The following is a 17,830-nucleotide window of genomic DNA, read 5'->3' as shown; positions in this document are numbered from 1 at the left end:
TTTTCGGTATTCTATTTTTAATGACAACTGTGGCTTACAGCTACTGTAAAAATCAGTGATATTGGCCACCTAATATCGATTTAAACTACATTATGTCTTCCCTTAATAAATATGCGCTAACAGATGATCTGTCAATAAGGAAATTTAAAATCTGTAAGACCTTTCCTTTAATTCTTATATTCTGTTTTATTTTATTTCTGTTCAAGTAAATATACTTCCGAATAATTATTTCCAAATAATAGATTGTATTAATTTCTAAATCGGAGTAGGTACGAACCGTCAATAAATCGCTAATCCAGATAATTCCATCATCTAGAAAATCACTACCGATATCATTTAATAGCTTTCCAATTGAATACAGTACAGCTGGATGATTGCCATTTTCAGCTATAATTTTTACGTAAAATTGCTTTTCACGATTTTTAAGACTGCGCCATTGTTTTGCAGAAGCTTTCCAATAAGGCCAAGCTAGAAGATAAGTATGTATTAGTTCATTTTCGTAATGATAGTGTTTATTGCCTTGTAACAATTTTGAAAAAGAAGGGTAAATTTTATTCCAAACCATCCAAAATATATCATACGTATTTAATATATCCTCAGCGGAAACCATTTCAACGAGCAAAGAGTTCAGCTCACGAGAATGAGAAAAATTTTCGAGCAACGGTTCTAAAAAAAACTCTACTTCAGCTGTTTGTCGATGTAATATAAAATACGTGAATCGCTTGAAAAACCTTCTACTTTGTCGGTAGTCTAATTTACTATCTCTATTCTCAGGCAGAAATTCCCCAAAAAGTTTCGGAAGGATCGATTTAACAAAAGATAAATGTTGCAAATTTTTTGTTTCGACCGGTATAATTTTAAATGCAGTTTCTAGGACTGATATTGAACTTCCTTCGCTATTTATATAGTTAAAACCGAAATCGTTTAAAATGAAATTCTCAATCTCCTTTTTATACTTTTTTATAAAATTATCCCGAATAATTGACCCTGAATCATCATGATGAAAACGTACATTCTTTTTCCTATATTCCTGTTTGGCGCTTTCATATAGAGGGGCAAATTGCAAATACCCAGTTAAGATACTATTGGCCAATGTTTCGGAAGATGACCATAACTTATTGTACATCGCTTCAATTGCATAATCGCACACTCTCTTATATTCCCCAATAGGATAAGTATCAAAAAGAATGAATAGTAAAACAAATTTTAGACTTGGTACATCATCGGGAAAGTCTTCTATTAAATAAGGCAAAGCATTAATTGCTACTTCAACCCCATCAGCTATCTGATATTGGTAACCTTCCTGAAGTGGCAATACTGCGAACTCCATGATAATCGTCTTGCAAAATGCTTTTTGCTCATCATTTAGTTCCGCAGAATGAAATCTTATCAATGCTGCACAGGTATATGCAGGTATATCTCTATTGAATGAAGGAAAACTATTCTCATCAGGATTGTTAAGCATATCAATAACTTGCCTTGTTTCTTCATACACCAATTGAGGATTATTTTCATATTGGGGATAATCTCCATATTTACGTTCAGGGTTAAATTTATATTCAGCCCACAATTTAAGTGAGCTAAAACGCATCATATTGAAATCTTTTTGCACTGCTTCCTGTCGATATTCTTCAAGCTCAGGTTCTAAAGTGGGATTGAAATCTATTACAAGCTTATTATCTTCCTGCGTTATAATCGGTTTCATATTTCTTCTGTCAATACGAGCTAAAACCAATCTAGTAATTGAATCTTGTTTGGTTTCCTCACCGTCGGTTGGTAGTTTAGAATATGTAGCATCAATTATCTTATAGATTTCTGTCTGCCTATAGTCTGCATCTTCATCTGTAATATCATTATTTTTGAAAAATTGATAGTTGACTACCAGATTCTCAAGGGAAGTTTGACGGTGCTTATCTTCACAAGTTTTAATCCTCTCATCTTCAAAGGTCTTTATCTTGTAATCCATTCCATAACCCAGAGAATATAAACTTTTACTTTGGAGTTCGTTGGACATTCTAAAATTATCAAAATGATATAATTTTATAGTTTTAAATAGGACGCTGGCTACTTCGAAGAATTTATCTGGTTGCGAAAGGACAACACTTACCACAACAGCTGTTATTGATATCGATTCTGATCTTTTAAGCAAATAAAGTAACCAACTTTCCATCACTTTGGGTTCTGTCTTTTCTGCCATCTCCAACAGACGCTTTTCTAAAGCCATATGCATTGACTGCAATAAGTAAGGCGTAACAGGCGATGCGGTTCCTCTAAACATTTGATATAAACTATGACTAGCATATTGTTTTTGCACAATTTCATCAGTGATATGCAACTCAATCTGCATAACCGAATCCAAGTCATTTTCCGATACAGCATATAGTTTAACACATTTATTTGTGAAATTGAGTATAAAGTCTACCGTTTTCTGCATTGAAAACTGCAACAACATATATACAGGTGTCTGTAATGCACTTGCAGGGAAATAATCATGTTTTAAAGAACTGCGTAAACCGTAGCATTTCTCCATACCATAATCTGAGCTATATGGATTTTCGGATTTTGAGTCTCCCTTGAACCAGAACAAATCTGCGATTTGTATTACCTGCTCCGGTAAAGCAAGTATTGCAGAGATGCATTCAGGTTTGGATGTAAGCAATCTCATGCACAATTCATTATATGGATCCTTGTGTTTTGTCCATCTGTTTAATATTACTTCATCTAAAATTTCTTTAAGCTCCGTTTTTATTTCTAACGCACCATTTAAAATTAATTTTATTAGGTTCTTTTCTAAATTTGAACTGTATCGTCTCTCTTCGTTAAATTGGATATCTTTATAAAAATGCAATGAAAATAATGCAACATTCCGAGTAGTATTACCACGCTTATTATTTTCCATCCAATCTTCGAAAACCGGGACAACAAATGCTAAATCTTCATATGAAAAATTTGTAATCTTGTGATATGCTAAATCAATTATGCTGCTCCAGCCTGTTCCTTTTGGTTTGGTAAAAATGTATCCTAAGTTGATATTATCCTTTTCTCCTAGTAATTGATACATCATATCATCAACTTCCTTACAAGCAATCCGCAATAAAAAACACATCTTTCTTAAAATGAATTTATCATTTTCAAGAATAAAAGTTTCAAATTCACAAAAAAACTCTGATGCATAATCTGACAGCATGATTGAAATTATTACTTCATCATCCCAAAAAGTACGTTCTGATTTTACAAAGAAGACATGATTAATAAGTGTCTTTATATCCTCAACATTATTTTTGAGCTTTCCTGACAGCCATTTTCTAAATGCCCTTCGAATCGGAAGCGAAGTTCCTATTGCAGAAAAAAAATCGCTATAATTACTAGAGTTAACAAAGTTTCTGTCAATAATTATATCCAATGCCCATTCTTCATAAATGTCGTGGGTAATGAAATATCCTCCACTTGTACTGTCGTAACCAATAATTTCATCCTTTAGCAGTAAATTAAGAATCTCCGGAGTGCAATGATTGTTTGGAATTACAAAAAAGCTGCCGGAACCGGATCTTAGTCTGGCTATCTCCAGAAAGCAATTTTCTCGCTGAATATGGATATTGCTTGCAGTGTACGAAGATTTTTGAATTTTCCTCTGCCAAACTACTTTTGTAAACTGTCGTGAGTTTAGTGCTTCACTGCGGTTAGCGTAATCCTCAAGATACTCGTCCAGATAAAATAGATTGGTCAGTAATGCAATAAAGGATTCATCCTTTGGTAATTCAAAATCATGTTCGATTGATAATTCTCTAAGTTCTGTAATCGTTAGTTTGCTAATTGGCAAATGTTCAAAAGGAAGGCGATAAATTTCAATAAACTGGAATTTCAAATCATCCAGGTAAGTTAGACGAGTTGTGAATATGAGTTTCCATGAATTTGCCAATAATGCTGACACAAATTCCTTAAAAGGTTCTTGATTTTCTATCTCAGAAAGATTTTCAGCTGAATCAATTACTACAATCTTCTCATTTTCATCTTTATGGATTTCAAGAAAATCCTGTAGATAATAATTGCCATACCTCTTGAAAAAGGTATTTATATCCTCTACTTTGAATTCTGTAGACTTAAAGATGTATAAAGGTATTTTATCTCCAGCATGGCTATGCAACCTTTTAATAACACCTGTTTTTCCACAACCTCCTTCTCCACTAATAATTATAATCTTAGAATTACCTGATGACTGAATTGCTTCCAATACCTCAGTGCGATCTATCTGAATTTTAGAAATCCCATAGTTGATGCTATCCTGTATTGGAAATAGAAGGTTTTCTGTATGGTCAACAATTGCATTAATGAAATCTACTGCATCTTTGCCCAAACTAAAAAAATGCTCAAACAAAAGGGCATTCTGTGGGGATGCCAATTGTATTTCAAAATGGCTAGGTACTCGCCATTCAATTTGAAGATTGAGATTTGATGCGTCTTCTTCTATCTCAATTTTGTATTGTGGATCTTTGCCATTTTTGCTGGAACTTTCCGAAAATTCTTTATTTATATACAGATAGATGATATCCAGATTTGGATTTTTACCTTTAGCTTTTTTTAGGGAATCAATTATGTCAGCTTTATTATCTGAAATTTTTGTATCATAATATTTGGCCTGAAATCCAACCATTTTACCATCACATTCGATCGGTTCAGTCTCAATACCTGTTTGATTTTTAAATCTAAAGATTCCATAGTCTAAATTATGCTCGTAGCAAAATAGCTGATAGGCTAAACTCTCAAATGTAGATGATTCTTTTCCGTTAAATTTTGCTTTAAAGTTGTTCCAGTTTATTTCTCTCACCTTAAATGTTTTTATACAAATTTAAGTAAAACGACAATAAATTCTAAACATATTGAAAAGAACAATCATCAACATTGAGAGAGTCGAAATTTAATTTGCTTTTGAATTGTATTGATTTTTAAATACTTGAAAAACAAGAGTTGAATTTGGATTTGAATGTGAAGAACGGGTAGAACCAATTCTTTCATGCTTGTGTATAGAAAGTCAAACAATGAAAAAACTGATTACAAAGATTTTACTAAGTTCCCTTTCAGTGAAAAGTAATATCATTAAAAAGGGCAAATCAATTACAAAAAGCAGATTACTTGAAGATTGAGCCTTAGTTAAAATTATTCTTTACTATGCGTATTTTGTTATTAAGATTTGAACTTTATAGAGGGGTTTAATTACAAAGTAATAATTTGTCTTTTTTAGGTACTATATAACGTAAAAAATTACAGAAAATATTTGTAACGTATTGTTGACCCAAGCAATTGTAAATTTGATAATCAATATATGTATAACCTTCTCGACCAAAGTTCGAGTCGTATCCTTTTGCGATAAGTCTTTATAATTACGGTTTTGCTATATTTACACCCAATTCTACACCAAGAAAAGTAAAATCCTGGTTTTTATTTTATAAAATATTTTCAATAACTTAGCATATTGATAGATATTTTTCAATGTTCAGATTAAAATTGATCTAATTGGGTAGGTCAAATTCTAGGGATATATAAACAAAGGAATTTCGGGAACAAATTATAGTAAAAAACTTTTTCATTCAAAGAAAAACTAAAAATATAATTTGTTCATCAAAAACAAAAAATTGTTCGTCAATAAACTTAACTTTTAACACAATCATATTAAATGGATATTAGAGAAATATTTGAAAATAAAATTAAGATTGAACCAAAAGTAATGTCAATTGAAGTTCTTTTTAATAATCCTGAAAGACTTGAAAAGACTAATTATAAACCTTTTTATCAACGAAACTATGTTTGGGATGATGAAAAAGCTACTTATTTTATTGAAAGTATTTTACTAGGAACTGAGATTCCACCATTAATTTATTTCAGAAACTCAAAAATTGTTGAAGTAATAGATGGCAGACAGAGATATCAGACCATTTTAAGATTCATTAATAACGAATTTAAGCTTAAAAAGAATGGCTTGCAAAAGCTTGAAGATGTAGCCAGTATAGCAAATAAATCCTTTAAGGATTTGGAAATTCAGTTGCAGGATTTATTTTGGGAAACTAAACTTAGAATAATTGAATTTAGCTTCCATAGCCAAAATTTAGTTGATGAAGAAATGGAAGACGTCGTAAAAAAAGAAATTTTTAAAAGATATAATTCAGGAATTACTCCGCTTAAACCAACTGAAATTGATAATGCTGTCTATTTTGATGATGATTTAAATTCCTTCTTCAAGAAGAAGTTACTTAGTGATCGTATTTTATATCGAGATGTTTCAAATTTACTGCATTTTGAAAAGTCTAACAATGAGATTATTTTAAAGAAAATCAGGCAATTATTAGTACTACATAAAATTCCAATAAAGTATTACGCTGTAAAAAAAGATACTGTTATTTCTAAGTACTACGAATTTTTATTTTCAAGTATAAACGAAACTGAAATTCAACAAATTTATGCAAGTTTTATTGAAAAAATAAATTTGATTACGAAGGTTAAATCAAGATTTCCCAAAAAAGGCAGCCAATATAATAGACTTATTACGGAGTGCTTATTTTGGGCCTTTTCAATAATGGAAAATGAAGAACTGTCCTTATATTTGATTAATGATGAAATAATAGATGAACTCGGTAAATATTTATACGATAATATTGAATCATATGAGATGATTAGAAGTTCTTTTGCAAAAGAACTTTATAATAGATATGAAGTTATTTCAAGTTTTTTCTCCGAGAAATTTGAAATCGACTTTAATCTATATCTCCAATATAACTCGGATTTTAAGCAAAGAAACCAAGAAATAACTCCTGAGACAGAAGCAAGAGTTAGTTTTGATGAGCTTCGAATAAATAAACCAGAGCCTTCTTCTATTGCTATAATGGATATTTGCCGCCAAATGGCTCGTAATAAATTTCTTATTCGTCCACCTTATCAAAGGAATGAAGTTATCAATAAAAAGAAATCTTCGGCAATTATAGAAAGTATTCTTTTAGGTATAAAGTTGCCACCAATATTTGTTTTTAAACGAAGTGATGGAATATCAGAGGTTTTGGATGGCCAGCAAAGATTACTTAGTATTCTAGGTTTTATAAATGAACCATATTTGGACGAAAATAACAAAGTACGATATTCTGATAAAAATGGATTCTCTTTATATCTAAGAAATAGCATCTTAAATAATTTGCACAGCAAAAAATTTGAGCAATTAACTACTGATCAAAAGGATAAAATTAAAAATTTTGATTTATGGTTTGTTGAAATCAATTATAAAAACAATGCAGAATTTGAGCCAATTGACTTATTTATTAGATTAAATAATAAACCCTATCCTATTAAAGAAGACACTTTTGAAATGTGGAATTCTTATATTTCAAGAGATTTAATAACTACTATTAAAGGTATACATAATAATAATAAAGATTGGTTTTATATTAGGAAAAATAATTCTAGAATGGAAAATGAAAATATTTATACAGCTCTAGCTTATTTTCAATTTACATGGAATCGGGCTGAAAAGCCAGCTGATTTTTCCCCAAAAGATGTTGATATATATAAAGTTGTGAATAAAATTAATTTTAGGGTTAAATCTAAAAATGAAATAACAAAAGTTTTGGAAGATACAGTTTTAACCGGCAATTTCATAAGGTCGGCAAATGACTTTGAATTTAATTTCATAAGAAAATTAAAGAACTTGCTTTCAGATTCTGAAATTAGTTCAATAGTGAGTTTAAATAAAAACTTAGATATAATTTTCAATATTGAAAATGGTCGCAGGACTCAACAATCTTTCTATGCATTGTGGTACTTTCTCTATGATATCCCATTAGAAGCAATACAAAAATCAAAAACAGAAATAAGGAATGATTTAAATTCTTTATTTGGTGATATGGCAGGTATTAATAACAAACAGCAATTTGATACTAATGTAAGTACATTTAAAAAAAAATATAAAAACATTCAAACTGACCTATTTCTAAATAATCAAAATAAAAAGTCCCTGCAATTTGCTTTGCTAGGAGAGATAGCTAATATATCGCAAGGAATAAATATAAAAGAGTATACAGATCAAAACCTTAATAATAATGATAATTATCCATATTATAAAAAAGGCAATTTTAAAAATTTTCAAATTAGACAAGAAGATATTAGTTTTATAGAAGAAGGATCTAAATTTAATTCCAAAGATTTTTTTAATCTTAAAGATAAAATATTACTGCAAAGGTCTTTGACTTCTTATATTAGATTCAGTACAGCGTACTATGACTCAAAATTAGTATTTAGCACTAATACCGTTGGTATTGTGATTAATCGATATGGATTTGAATCAAAATATGTTTTGTCATTGCTTTCCAGTAGATATTTTTTTAGAAAATTTTACTTAGAGCATATAAATGAAATCGATGAAACAAAAAATATTACTTTATCTGAAATTAAAGCTATTGAGATCCCAATTATACCAAATGAAAAACAAATTCAATTTAGTAAAATTGTTGATTATATTTTAAATAGTCCTGCAAATTCAGAAGCTGTTCTTTTTTTTGAACGATTAATTGATGCAATGGTTTATGAAATATATTTTTCCGATCAATTTGAAAATTCAAATATCAAAATTTCGGAGTATTTAAACAATCTACCAGAGACTGAAACAAACGATTTTTATTCAATAGATGCAATATACAGGCATCTAAGTCATCCAAGTAATGATATAAATATAAGTTTACTACAAATTTTAAATATTGATGAGATAAAAGACATCGAAAATAATTTTTATAATTAGATGACAAAACGAATTGTAGCACTAAAAATTGATAACTGTAGAGCTTATTGCGGAACATATGATGCTTTAACATTACCAAACGGAGAAAATGTTTTAATTTACGGAGAAAATGGAAGTGGGAAAAGTTCTTTATATAAATCTATGAATAATTATTTTTCAAGATCTATTGTACCTTCATTTCCTTTTGTTAAAAACAGATATTTAAACCATTTAGAAGGATCAATTAAAATAAATTTTTCAGAATTTAGTAATTCATCACCTTTGCAGATTGTTCCTAACACATATGAAGAATATACGTTTGGGAGCAATACATCGAATAATAATATTCAATTTATACAAACAGCATCACTGGTGAAAGGTTTTTTAGATTATACAGACCTTTTAAAAGTTTATTTACATAATGAAGAAAGACCTAATTTATTTGATTTAATTGTTCTGTCACTTTTAGGTAATCATATACCGTTAGCCAGTGGTGGAAATTTTAGATTCAAAAGTAAATGGGAACAACTTCAAAAAGATTTAACATTCAATGCATATACAAGAAATGATAGATGCCATAAAAATGCAATAATTGAATTACCTAATTATGAAATTCACCTAAGATCAACGTTAGATTTAGTTTTTTCGGAGCTAAATCGTTTACTAAGTTCATACTTCACTGACTTTAACATTCAACTTAATTATCTGCTTCTTCCTTTAAATTTTAATTATATCGGTTGGAAAACAGAATGGTATACTACATCTGATTTGAGATTAGAGATAATTAAAGATGGGGTAACAATCGCAGGAAATTATAATGATTTTCTTAATGAAGCAAGATTATCAGCGATTGCCATTTGTTTATATTTAGCTTCTTTACTGCAAAATCCAACTAATATAGAGTTAAAAATATTATTTCTTGATGATGTTTTCATTGGACTAGATGCAGGTAATCGCTTACCAATTTTAGATATTTTACGGAATGAATTTGCAAATTATCAAAAATTTATTTCAACATATGATAGGCATTGGTTTGAGTTGGCAAAAAGACAATTTGAGGTTCATAATGATAAGTCATGGTCTACATTAGAAATTTATGTTGGAACAGAGACTATAAATCATAATCTAATTTCCAAACCAATACTTGTTAAAGGGTTAACTAATTATGAAAAGGCTGTTCAATATCTTCATGATAAAGTACGTCCAGACTATCCCGCCGCAACTAATTATTTTAGGAAATCTGTTGAGGAGTTAATACAGGATTTGGTGCCTGCCTATGAATTAGTTGATTCAGAATTCACACAAATTGCAGACTATAAATTAACTTCATTGCTCGCAAAAACGAAATTATTTTTAGAAAAAATTAATGCTGATACTTCTGATATTATTAAAATCATTGGTTTGCTACATAATCTAATTCATCCTCTTTCACACCATGAAATCACTTCTCCAATATATAAGGCTGAATTGCAGATACTTGAAAATGCCATTCCAAATCTAAAAGAACTACTAGTAAATTTAGATATTAATAGTAATTTCAAGTGTATACTAGAAAAAGGGAAAAATATAAAAATTACTGTTACAGTAGATGCTGCAACAAATCATTTCTCTTACCATGAACTAAAATTAAGTGATTCATTACTTCTAATCAAAAATGGTGGAACCCCATATTTAGCAAATTGTAACTGTTATACAGAAAAATGTTATGGAACTAATAATGGTACTGTAATGCCTTCTTTTAACCCTCCTAAAACTGACCCAAGATTTCAGTATAATTCCGTGGAAAAGGCATGCAATTCTATTTATAGTTTTTTATCGGGGATAAATACGACTCCTTTCCCAAAAAGTGCTAATTATATTGATCAGATTGAATATCATGATGGGACTAATTGGACTCCTTTTTTACCCAAATTAATTTGGTAGAAAAAATACCAACGGATTTCAACTTGATATATTTACTGAAATAGCTCCAATGGCTAAAACATTTTTAAAAATATTTCCCGAACCAATTGCATTATATATAGTCGTATTGAAAATTTAATAAATAGTGAATTTAATTTGTTCGGAGATAGTAGATCAAATTTTGTTTGGGATATACATTTAATGTTCAATGTGGGGCAAAATACAATAGGAACTTCAAAAATTATTTTTGTAACCTCAGACAAGGCAATTATTAAAAGTGCAATGAAAACAAATAGTAATAATACGATTTTAACCTTTGAGGAGTATATGGAATATTTAGGATTGAAAAAGATAGTTTCAATATCTAGTGGAAATTCGAGCCTTTTTTTACAAGAATACTATGTTACATTACAAATGACGATTACAATTTCTTGGGAATAGGTTTTTTTTTAAATTAAAAGCTTTATTTCATTTCTCATTTTTTCGGCTGTTTTTCGATTTTTTTTCCTACATTTACAGAGGTTTCCAAACCCTAGAATTTCAAGAGTGCCTTATTAGTGCCCTTCTATTTTTGACATAACATGACACCCAGTGTTTACTGGAGCTTACGATACAGGTGGCGGAGCCTCTTTCTCCGCGGAAAACAAAACCCTCAACAATGTTGAGGGTTTTGTTGTTTTATGCCGAAATTGGTTTCTTCAAGCCTTACAAAGAAAAGTATCCTGAAAATTCATTGTGCTCCTGCGGTTGAAACCGCAGGCAATATCTGTAATAGTTTTTATAGTGTTTGTTGATTTTTAATGACCTCGATTTTTTTTCTTTATCCGTCAAAATCGAGTTTATGATTCGTTTTTATTAGCAAGACCAGTGGTAGGTTGAATATTTAAAAATTGAGCTAATAATAGTTGTTAACCATTAAAAGTTATAAAGTCGACAAACCCTAAAAGGGCAATCACTTTAGAATTTTGGCAGTTTTTTTAACCGATTTTTTAATCATTTTCAGTTTTTTCGTCAAAATATACTTTCCCATGATTTATTTTTTCAGTTGCATCTCTGAAACCGTCATAAAAATCAGCTATCCATTCCCCATTTCTATAGATGAAAGATAAAAACTGTCTCGAGTACTTTTCAGGAGTAAAAATTTGAAGATTATCTCCTTCATTAGGCTTATAATCAAAATCAAAACAATTTCTACTATTAAGATCAACAAGCATTTTTTCGGTCGTAAGATCTTCTGATAGCATATCGAGTGGAAAAGTTATCATTCCCTCCATCATGGAATTACTAAAGCCAATATATTTTCGCAATGTCCAGGTAAATTCTTTAGGCAAATTTTTAAATCTTCGGGATTTTTTGTTGTGTACAATTCTATTCATCCCGTTTGGAACGCAAGTACAAAGCTTAATTTCTTTCCCAGTTTCGCACATAATTTTTGCTTTTAAAACAGCTTATTCTTTTGTTATGTTTTCCAATATTTCCCGAATTATTTTTAATGCTTCGGTCGAAGTTTCCCGAATGATCATTTTATTTTTCTTCTCTTTAATAAGTTCTGTAAATAAATTATTCTCAGTGTTAATATCAACTATTGTTCCTCCATATTTTAAGGTTGTTTCAGCAATTGCCATTGGTAAATTTGTTGCTCCCGATGTTCCCACAATAAAAAGGACTCCTGAGTTTTTAGCAATTTTTAAAGAACTGAATTTTTTATTGGTTTTTTCATCATAATATTCATCAAACCATAAAATGTTTGGTCTCATCCAGCTGCCACATTCTTTGCACTTTAGCAATTCGATATCTTTTTCTGTTAGATCTTCATCTATATCTTTACCTTCAATTTCAGCTGGTAAATTTTCTATTCCTTTACATCCATTCGAACATTTAATTTCTCTGGTTTTTCCGTGTATTTCATAGATTCTTTCAATACCGGCACGTCGGTGTAGATTGTCTATATTCTGAGTTAATAAATGAAACCTGTCTTGTAAAAGATTTTCAATTTCTACGATTTCATGATGGCTTTCATTTGTCTGAGCATTTTCAAACATCTTTTTTCTAAACAGTGAATATTGCCAAACTTCTTCGGGATTTTCTTTAAAATATTTAAACGTTCCAAACTCCTCTGGTTTATGAAATTTAGTTCCTTTTATCCAAATGCCATCTACTCCTCTATAAGTTGGTATACCGCTTTCTGCAGAAATTCCTGCACCTGTTAAAAATGTAAATAGATTTCTGTTTCTTTTATGATAAACTTGCCTTATAATCTCAGTAAGTTGTTCTTGCATATTCTAATTCTCTAAATAATTATCTTGTCTTTTTAAATGTCTTATCATCTAAACCCAAATCAGATTCAAGAATTAATTCATCAAAATTCTTTACTTCAAAAATTAACTCTCAGAAGATTTGCGTACAATTCCGGAAGAAGTTTTAATACCTGTTGTATCATTTTACTTTCGTTGTGAAATGATAGCAATTAAAAAGAGAGGCAGGTATGTTATTCTTTTATCAAGATTTGTTTTTCAGTAAAACTAGCAAATTTTATTTGCCAATTCCAAAATATTAAAATGGTGTTTATAAAATGACATTTAAAATTTAAAATATTTAGATCGTGGTAGTGTATTGTGTCCTACGGTTGAAATCCCAGGCAATATCTGCAATACTATTGCGTAATCTCTAAATCTTTTACCAGATTCATCTCCGCTCCTTTTTGCTTTGGATCGTAAAGCATAGCCGTACACAAGCAGTTTTTCCTGTCCTTATTCATCAATATAGGGCAATTGACACATGATTTACAGTTTTCCCAGAAAGTATCGTCTGTAGTCAGTTCGGAATAAGTAACTGGCTCAAAACCGAGTTCATGGTTCATTTTCATTACGGCAAGACCAGTAGTTAGGCTAAATATACGGGCATCGGGGTATTTCTGTCGGCTGAGCTCAAAAATTTTTCTTTTTATCCTTTTGGCAAGTCCGGTATGTCTGAATTCTGGAGCTACAATTAATCCGGAATTAGAGACATAGCTTCCATTTTCCCAGGAAGAGATAAAAGAAAAACCTGCCCATCTCCCATCTGATGCAAAAGCGATGACAGCTTCTCCTTTTTTCATCTTTGTTTCCAGCAACTCGGGAGAGCGTCCGGAAATTCCGGTTCCACGAGCTATCGCTGATGCAAGTGTCACTTCACAAATTTGTTTTATCCAAAAGGTATGAACGGGTCGGGCTTTTTCAATAATAAAATCCCCCGAATCCTCCGCCACTTTAAGAGGCAAAAATGTTGTTGGATTTTGTATGGGTTTAGAAAGCATATAGTTTCTCTGAGTAGGTCCTATTTTACATTCGATGGTTCTCATATGATTTGGTGTAAATCTTTTTTAGTTTCCTTCTTATTTGAGGGGATGGAGATACAACGTACAATATTCAAATTACATACCAATAGATTTTTACTGTTTACCAATTCGCATTAACCCCCTTATTACCTGACACATTACAATTACAGTAGCCTTTGTGGCTGTAAAAAAAACATCTCAAAATGATATGATTTTATCATTTTGAAATAGTCATTTTTAAATTATTTTCATCAACCATTTTATATAAAACCAAGAAAAGTAAAACTCATCGTTGCTGCGAGTTTTACTTCTTATATATCTTAATTAATTATGTTATAACCCGCTGAGTATAATTTTGTTTAACACATAGTGGCATAGGTTCTATATCTCCAAAAAAAGACGTTTCAATTGATTTAAACACACATATCTTACCATATGAAAGAGAAGATATTCTCCTTTTTTCATTCTCTTTTTTACCACTAAAATCTATTTTTTTTATTAATTACGCCCAACAAATTATGTTTTATACTATTTGCGAAATCATCAAAAGTGCAATAAAGAATACTATAGAAAACACCATTAAGTTGATGACTCTGTCTTTTTGCCGTCTACCTTTATTTGATATACCCAGTTTTTCTATGTTCTTCTTTCTTATTTTATCTGCTTTCATCTCTTTTATTTTACAATGTTTTACATTTATCTATACTATTCTAAGCAAATCCAGAAAACTCTTTTCGTTTTCAAACTTAATCTTACGGTGATGACCTACACCATAAAATTATTGTTTTGATTTTCCCTTTAAATGCAATTGATGTGCCAAAACAATCCAATAAAACCAAAACACTAAATATCATCATATTGCAGTATATATTTATTTTTCAACTTGCTAATACCTATCAAAATGATAAGCTCAACGATGCAAAATGAAAGGGATGCTAAGCTTTTAAAATAAATTTTGATGATGCTTGAAGTGTTAATTGGAAGAATAAGGAGATTTACTTTTCAGAAAGAGCAGAATAAGTATAAAAATTATTGAAATGCAATAAGTGCGATGTTATTTACTACTTCATTTATTCCATTTAACTTCTCTTTGTGGATAAACATTCCGTTTGCCAGAAGAATTATAGTTAGTTTTTTTTAGGACGAGAAAGTGTTTATTTCTATTTATTAAAGGAGTAATTTTAAGTTGATGATCAATTGCCTTTTGGTTGCCAGAGAGTTTGGTATATATTTTTGCTACAGTTTTCTGGGTTACTTCTTTGTTAATTTCCTTGAATCTTGTGAGTTCAATATCCACATCACACTCATTATCAATACTCTGAACGTAATCCCATAGTTCTTCGAGCTGAGTGAGTATTTTGCTTTGATGTTTTTTATATTATTTCTTCATATAAAAATGTATCTGCCTACCTGAGCTTCTATCTTGGCACCATCCGTATAGATTTGTTTTAGATTAATAAATCCTTCTGATGCCAGTATCAAAAAAATACCTGCTTGAAGATTTCTTTAAAACTCTCTTTAAGTTTATCACTTCTAAAACTATTAATCATATTGTGATCCACAATAGCCATAGAAGTTAGCCACATAAAATTGATGTTTTCACGAAGTACCAGTTCTATTTTTCGTGATGAATAAATATTGGTCATATAAGCTTACAACATTACTTTTAATTTTTTTTTTTGGATGATATAAGCTTGATTATCTTATTTACTGTAAGCTTTTAAAAGAGGCTGGGTGTTGTTTATTGACTCGACTACTTGGTCAACTATCCGAACAAGGTGTTTCTCTGTAATTAAATCATCAAACGAATAAGATAAAAGAACCGTTTTATTTTTTTTTAATGTTTGAACCTCATATATAATCAACTATTAATCGATAATTAAATATGCCAAACTGATCAAAGAGTCACAAATATAAAGAAAGAAACCGTCTCACTATTGAAACGGCTTCTATAAATTATTCATGATTAATATTTACTCTATTTCATTATGTTAGAAATAAAAAACCTTATATAACTAACTCTGAAACATTAACCAATTTCTAATAAAGTATAAGAATTAATAAAAATTAAAGTCCTAAATTATTTAAATTATACTTTTAGGAGAGTGATTGTAAAAAATTTCTTTTTCACCGAATAATCTTTCTGAAATGATATCTCTTTCTCTACAATAGTCAATAAGTTTATTGGATTGGACAATTGGATTCGATTCATCTGTATATTTAATACTGCTAATAAACTCTAACCACGGCTCCTGTCCCATAGCATAAACGTAAACTTCTTTTGCATTAAAAGCATTGATTAGTCCTTTCCCTCTTTCAAAATTTGAGCCAGCTAACCTCCGTGAGAGATCTTTATCTCTAGCTAAACTTTCTGTTAATAATGGTCCATAAAGCCATGACAAAGGAGCTCCATCACACTCCATTCCTAAAAATAATACATCTACATCTCCTAATATTTCCTGAACATGTTGATAGAGCCTTGATTCAATATTACATGAGTCTGCAACAAAAAGCATTCTAAAATCCCCTACACTAACATGATGACATATTTTTGCTTGTATATTTAAATCTGAATGTTCTCCTACAAAAGGAACACCAGTAATCACACAATCACTAAACTTAATGGCTTCCATTTCATCAATTTCTATAACATTATAAAAACCTAGAGCATTCAACATCAATTTTATACTTGGATCTTGCAGAGCACCGTTAGATGATCTTGGTACAACTATATTCTTAATTTTATGGCGCAGGGGAATTAATGTTTCAAACAAAATATGATCCTGATGATTATGGGTAATAAGTACATAATCAATAGTTTCCGGTAAATCCATGTCTGAAAACCTTTCTATTTCTTGGTTATAACCGTAATAGCTTATTACTGGATCCAGCATTATACTAATATCTTTCGTTTCTACAAGAATACAAGCATGCCCAAAGTATCTCATTCTTACCTTATCTCCTTGATATTTTTCATATTCTTTTGGAGCTTCAGTCGTAAAAAAAGAGTCAAAAAGGTGCTCTTGTTCATTACTTATTCCTAATAGTTGTTTAATAGAATTTACATCACTAGGATTTTTTTTCATCTTGCTCAACTCGTCTAAACCTTTATGGTTAAACGGAATATCTAAGTGAATTTTATCTGCATCTGCTAAACGTGGTGTACTTAAAACAAAAGGACGTTCATCATTTTCTGTCAACCACAACAATATACTTTGCGAATCAGGGTTGTAAAATTTGCTATGATACAAAAGAGGCTCAAAAAAGCGAAAAGAAGATTGATTATTTAAATCATAATAAAGCTCTACATATCCTTTAAGTATTTCAGGTACTTCCTCATATAAAGGGTCTAAAGAATAGCCCTTTGCTTTATTTTTTAAAAGAGCATCCAGTGTATTTATTGCTTCACTAAAAGCGATCATATCCTTCTGCTTCTCCAAGGTTTCTTCTTTTAATTTTTGAATTTCATCTACCCTTTTTCCTTCGTAATCAATAAAGGGACCTCCTAACATTTTTGGGTTTTTTACTGCAGCTGCATGGGCAGAGGGTGCCTGAATATAAGAGTTCATGATTTTTAAATTTCGACCGGTTATATTCATTGCACTAGTGGCAGGAGAAATCAAATGACTCCACGCATACCAATTATTAAACAACGGTTCAATTACCACATTAGGCTTTAAAAATAATTTCTGATTATTCATTTTTATAATTTATTTATATAATTTTTTAGATAAGGCATTCTTATATTAGAAATAGCCTTTATAGTTGTAATACTGTACTTTATTGGTCTCAGATCGGGGTTTAAAACCCTGCAATTTATTGCAGTACTTTAGTAATATGAAAGAATATAAAAATACTAG

Annotated in this window: 8 protein-coding genes; 2 read left to right on the top strand and 6 right to left on the bottom strand. The window is 30.3% G+C overall.

Annotation, left to right across the window (positions count from 1 at the left end):
- Window positions 1–85: 85 nt before the first annotated feature.
- Complete coding sequence (gene avs4 / locus AC3IS6_RS10740; RefSeq protein ID WP_489164871.1) at window positions 86–4,825, bottom strand: AVAST type 4 anti-phage nuclease Avs4; 4,740 nt, start codon at window positions 4,823–4,825, stop codon at window positions 86–88.
- 846 nt (window positions 4,826–5,671) lie between these two features.
- On the opposite strand from avs4, the gene AC3IS6_RS10735 reads away from it, so the two are divergent.
- Complete coding sequence (locus tag AC3IS6_RS10735; RefSeq protein ID WP_489164870.1) at window positions 5,672–8,773, top strand: GmrSD restriction endonuclease domain-containing protein; 3,102 nt, start codon at window positions 5,672–5,674, stop codon at window positions 8,771–8,773.
- Complete coding sequence (locus AC3IS6_RS10730) at window positions 8,774–10,675, top strand: hypothetical protein (protein ID WP_489164869.1); 1,902 nt, start codon at window positions 8,774–8,776, stop codon at window positions 10,673–10,675.
- A gap of 968 nt (window positions 10,676–11,643) precedes the next feature.
- Here AC3IS6_RS10730 and AC3IS6_RS10725 read toward each other — a convergent pair.
- The 5 genes from AC3IS6_RS10725 to AC3IS6_RS10705 all read right to left on the bottom strand — a co-directional run bounded on the left by AC3IS6_RS10725 (window position 11,644) and on the right by AC3IS6_RS10705 (window position 17,671).
- The gene (locus tag AC3IS6_RS10725; RefSeq protein ID WP_489164868.1) at window positions 11,644–12,030 is read right to left on the bottom strand and encodes a hypothetical protein; all 387 of its coding nucleotides are present in this window, start codon (window positions 12,028–12,030) and stop codon (window positions 11,644–11,646) included.
- Window positions 12,031–12,102: 72 nt separating this feature from the next.
- Entirely contained in the window at window positions 12,103–12,933 is an 831-nt protein-coding gene (locus tag AC3IS6_RS10720; RefSeq protein ID WP_489164867.1) for an SIR2 family NAD-dependent protein deacylase, read from the bottom strand.
- A 374-nt stretch (window positions 12,934–13,307) separates the two neighbouring features.
- Window positions 13,308–13,994: a GNAT family N-acetyltransferase gene (locus AC3IS6_RS10715; RefSeq protein WP_489164866.1), complete on the bottom strand. Its 687-nt coding sequence runs from the start codon at window positions 13,992–13,994 to the stop codon at window positions 13,308–13,310.
- Window positions 13,995–15,448: 1,454 nt separating this feature from the next.
- The gene (locus AC3IS6_RS10710) at window positions 15,449–15,616 is read right to left on the bottom strand and encodes a transposase (RefSeq protein ID WP_489164865.1); all 168 of its coding nucleotides are present in this window, start codon (window positions 15,614–15,616) and stop codon (window positions 15,449–15,451) included.
- Between the two features lie 438 nt (window positions 15,617–16,054).
- Complete coding sequence (locus AC3IS6_RS10705) at window positions 16,055–17,671, bottom strand: MBL fold metallo-hydrolase (RefSeq protein WP_489164864.1); 1,617 nt, start codon at window positions 17,669–17,671, stop codon at window positions 16,055–16,057.
- Window positions 17,672–17,830 lie beyond the last annotated feature (159 nt).

This window comes from Flavobacterium sp. KH_035, from assembly GCF_057839565.1.
The sequence above is the reverse complement of the archived record's forward strand: the minus strand, read 5'-3'. Positions and strand labels throughout refer to the sequence as shown.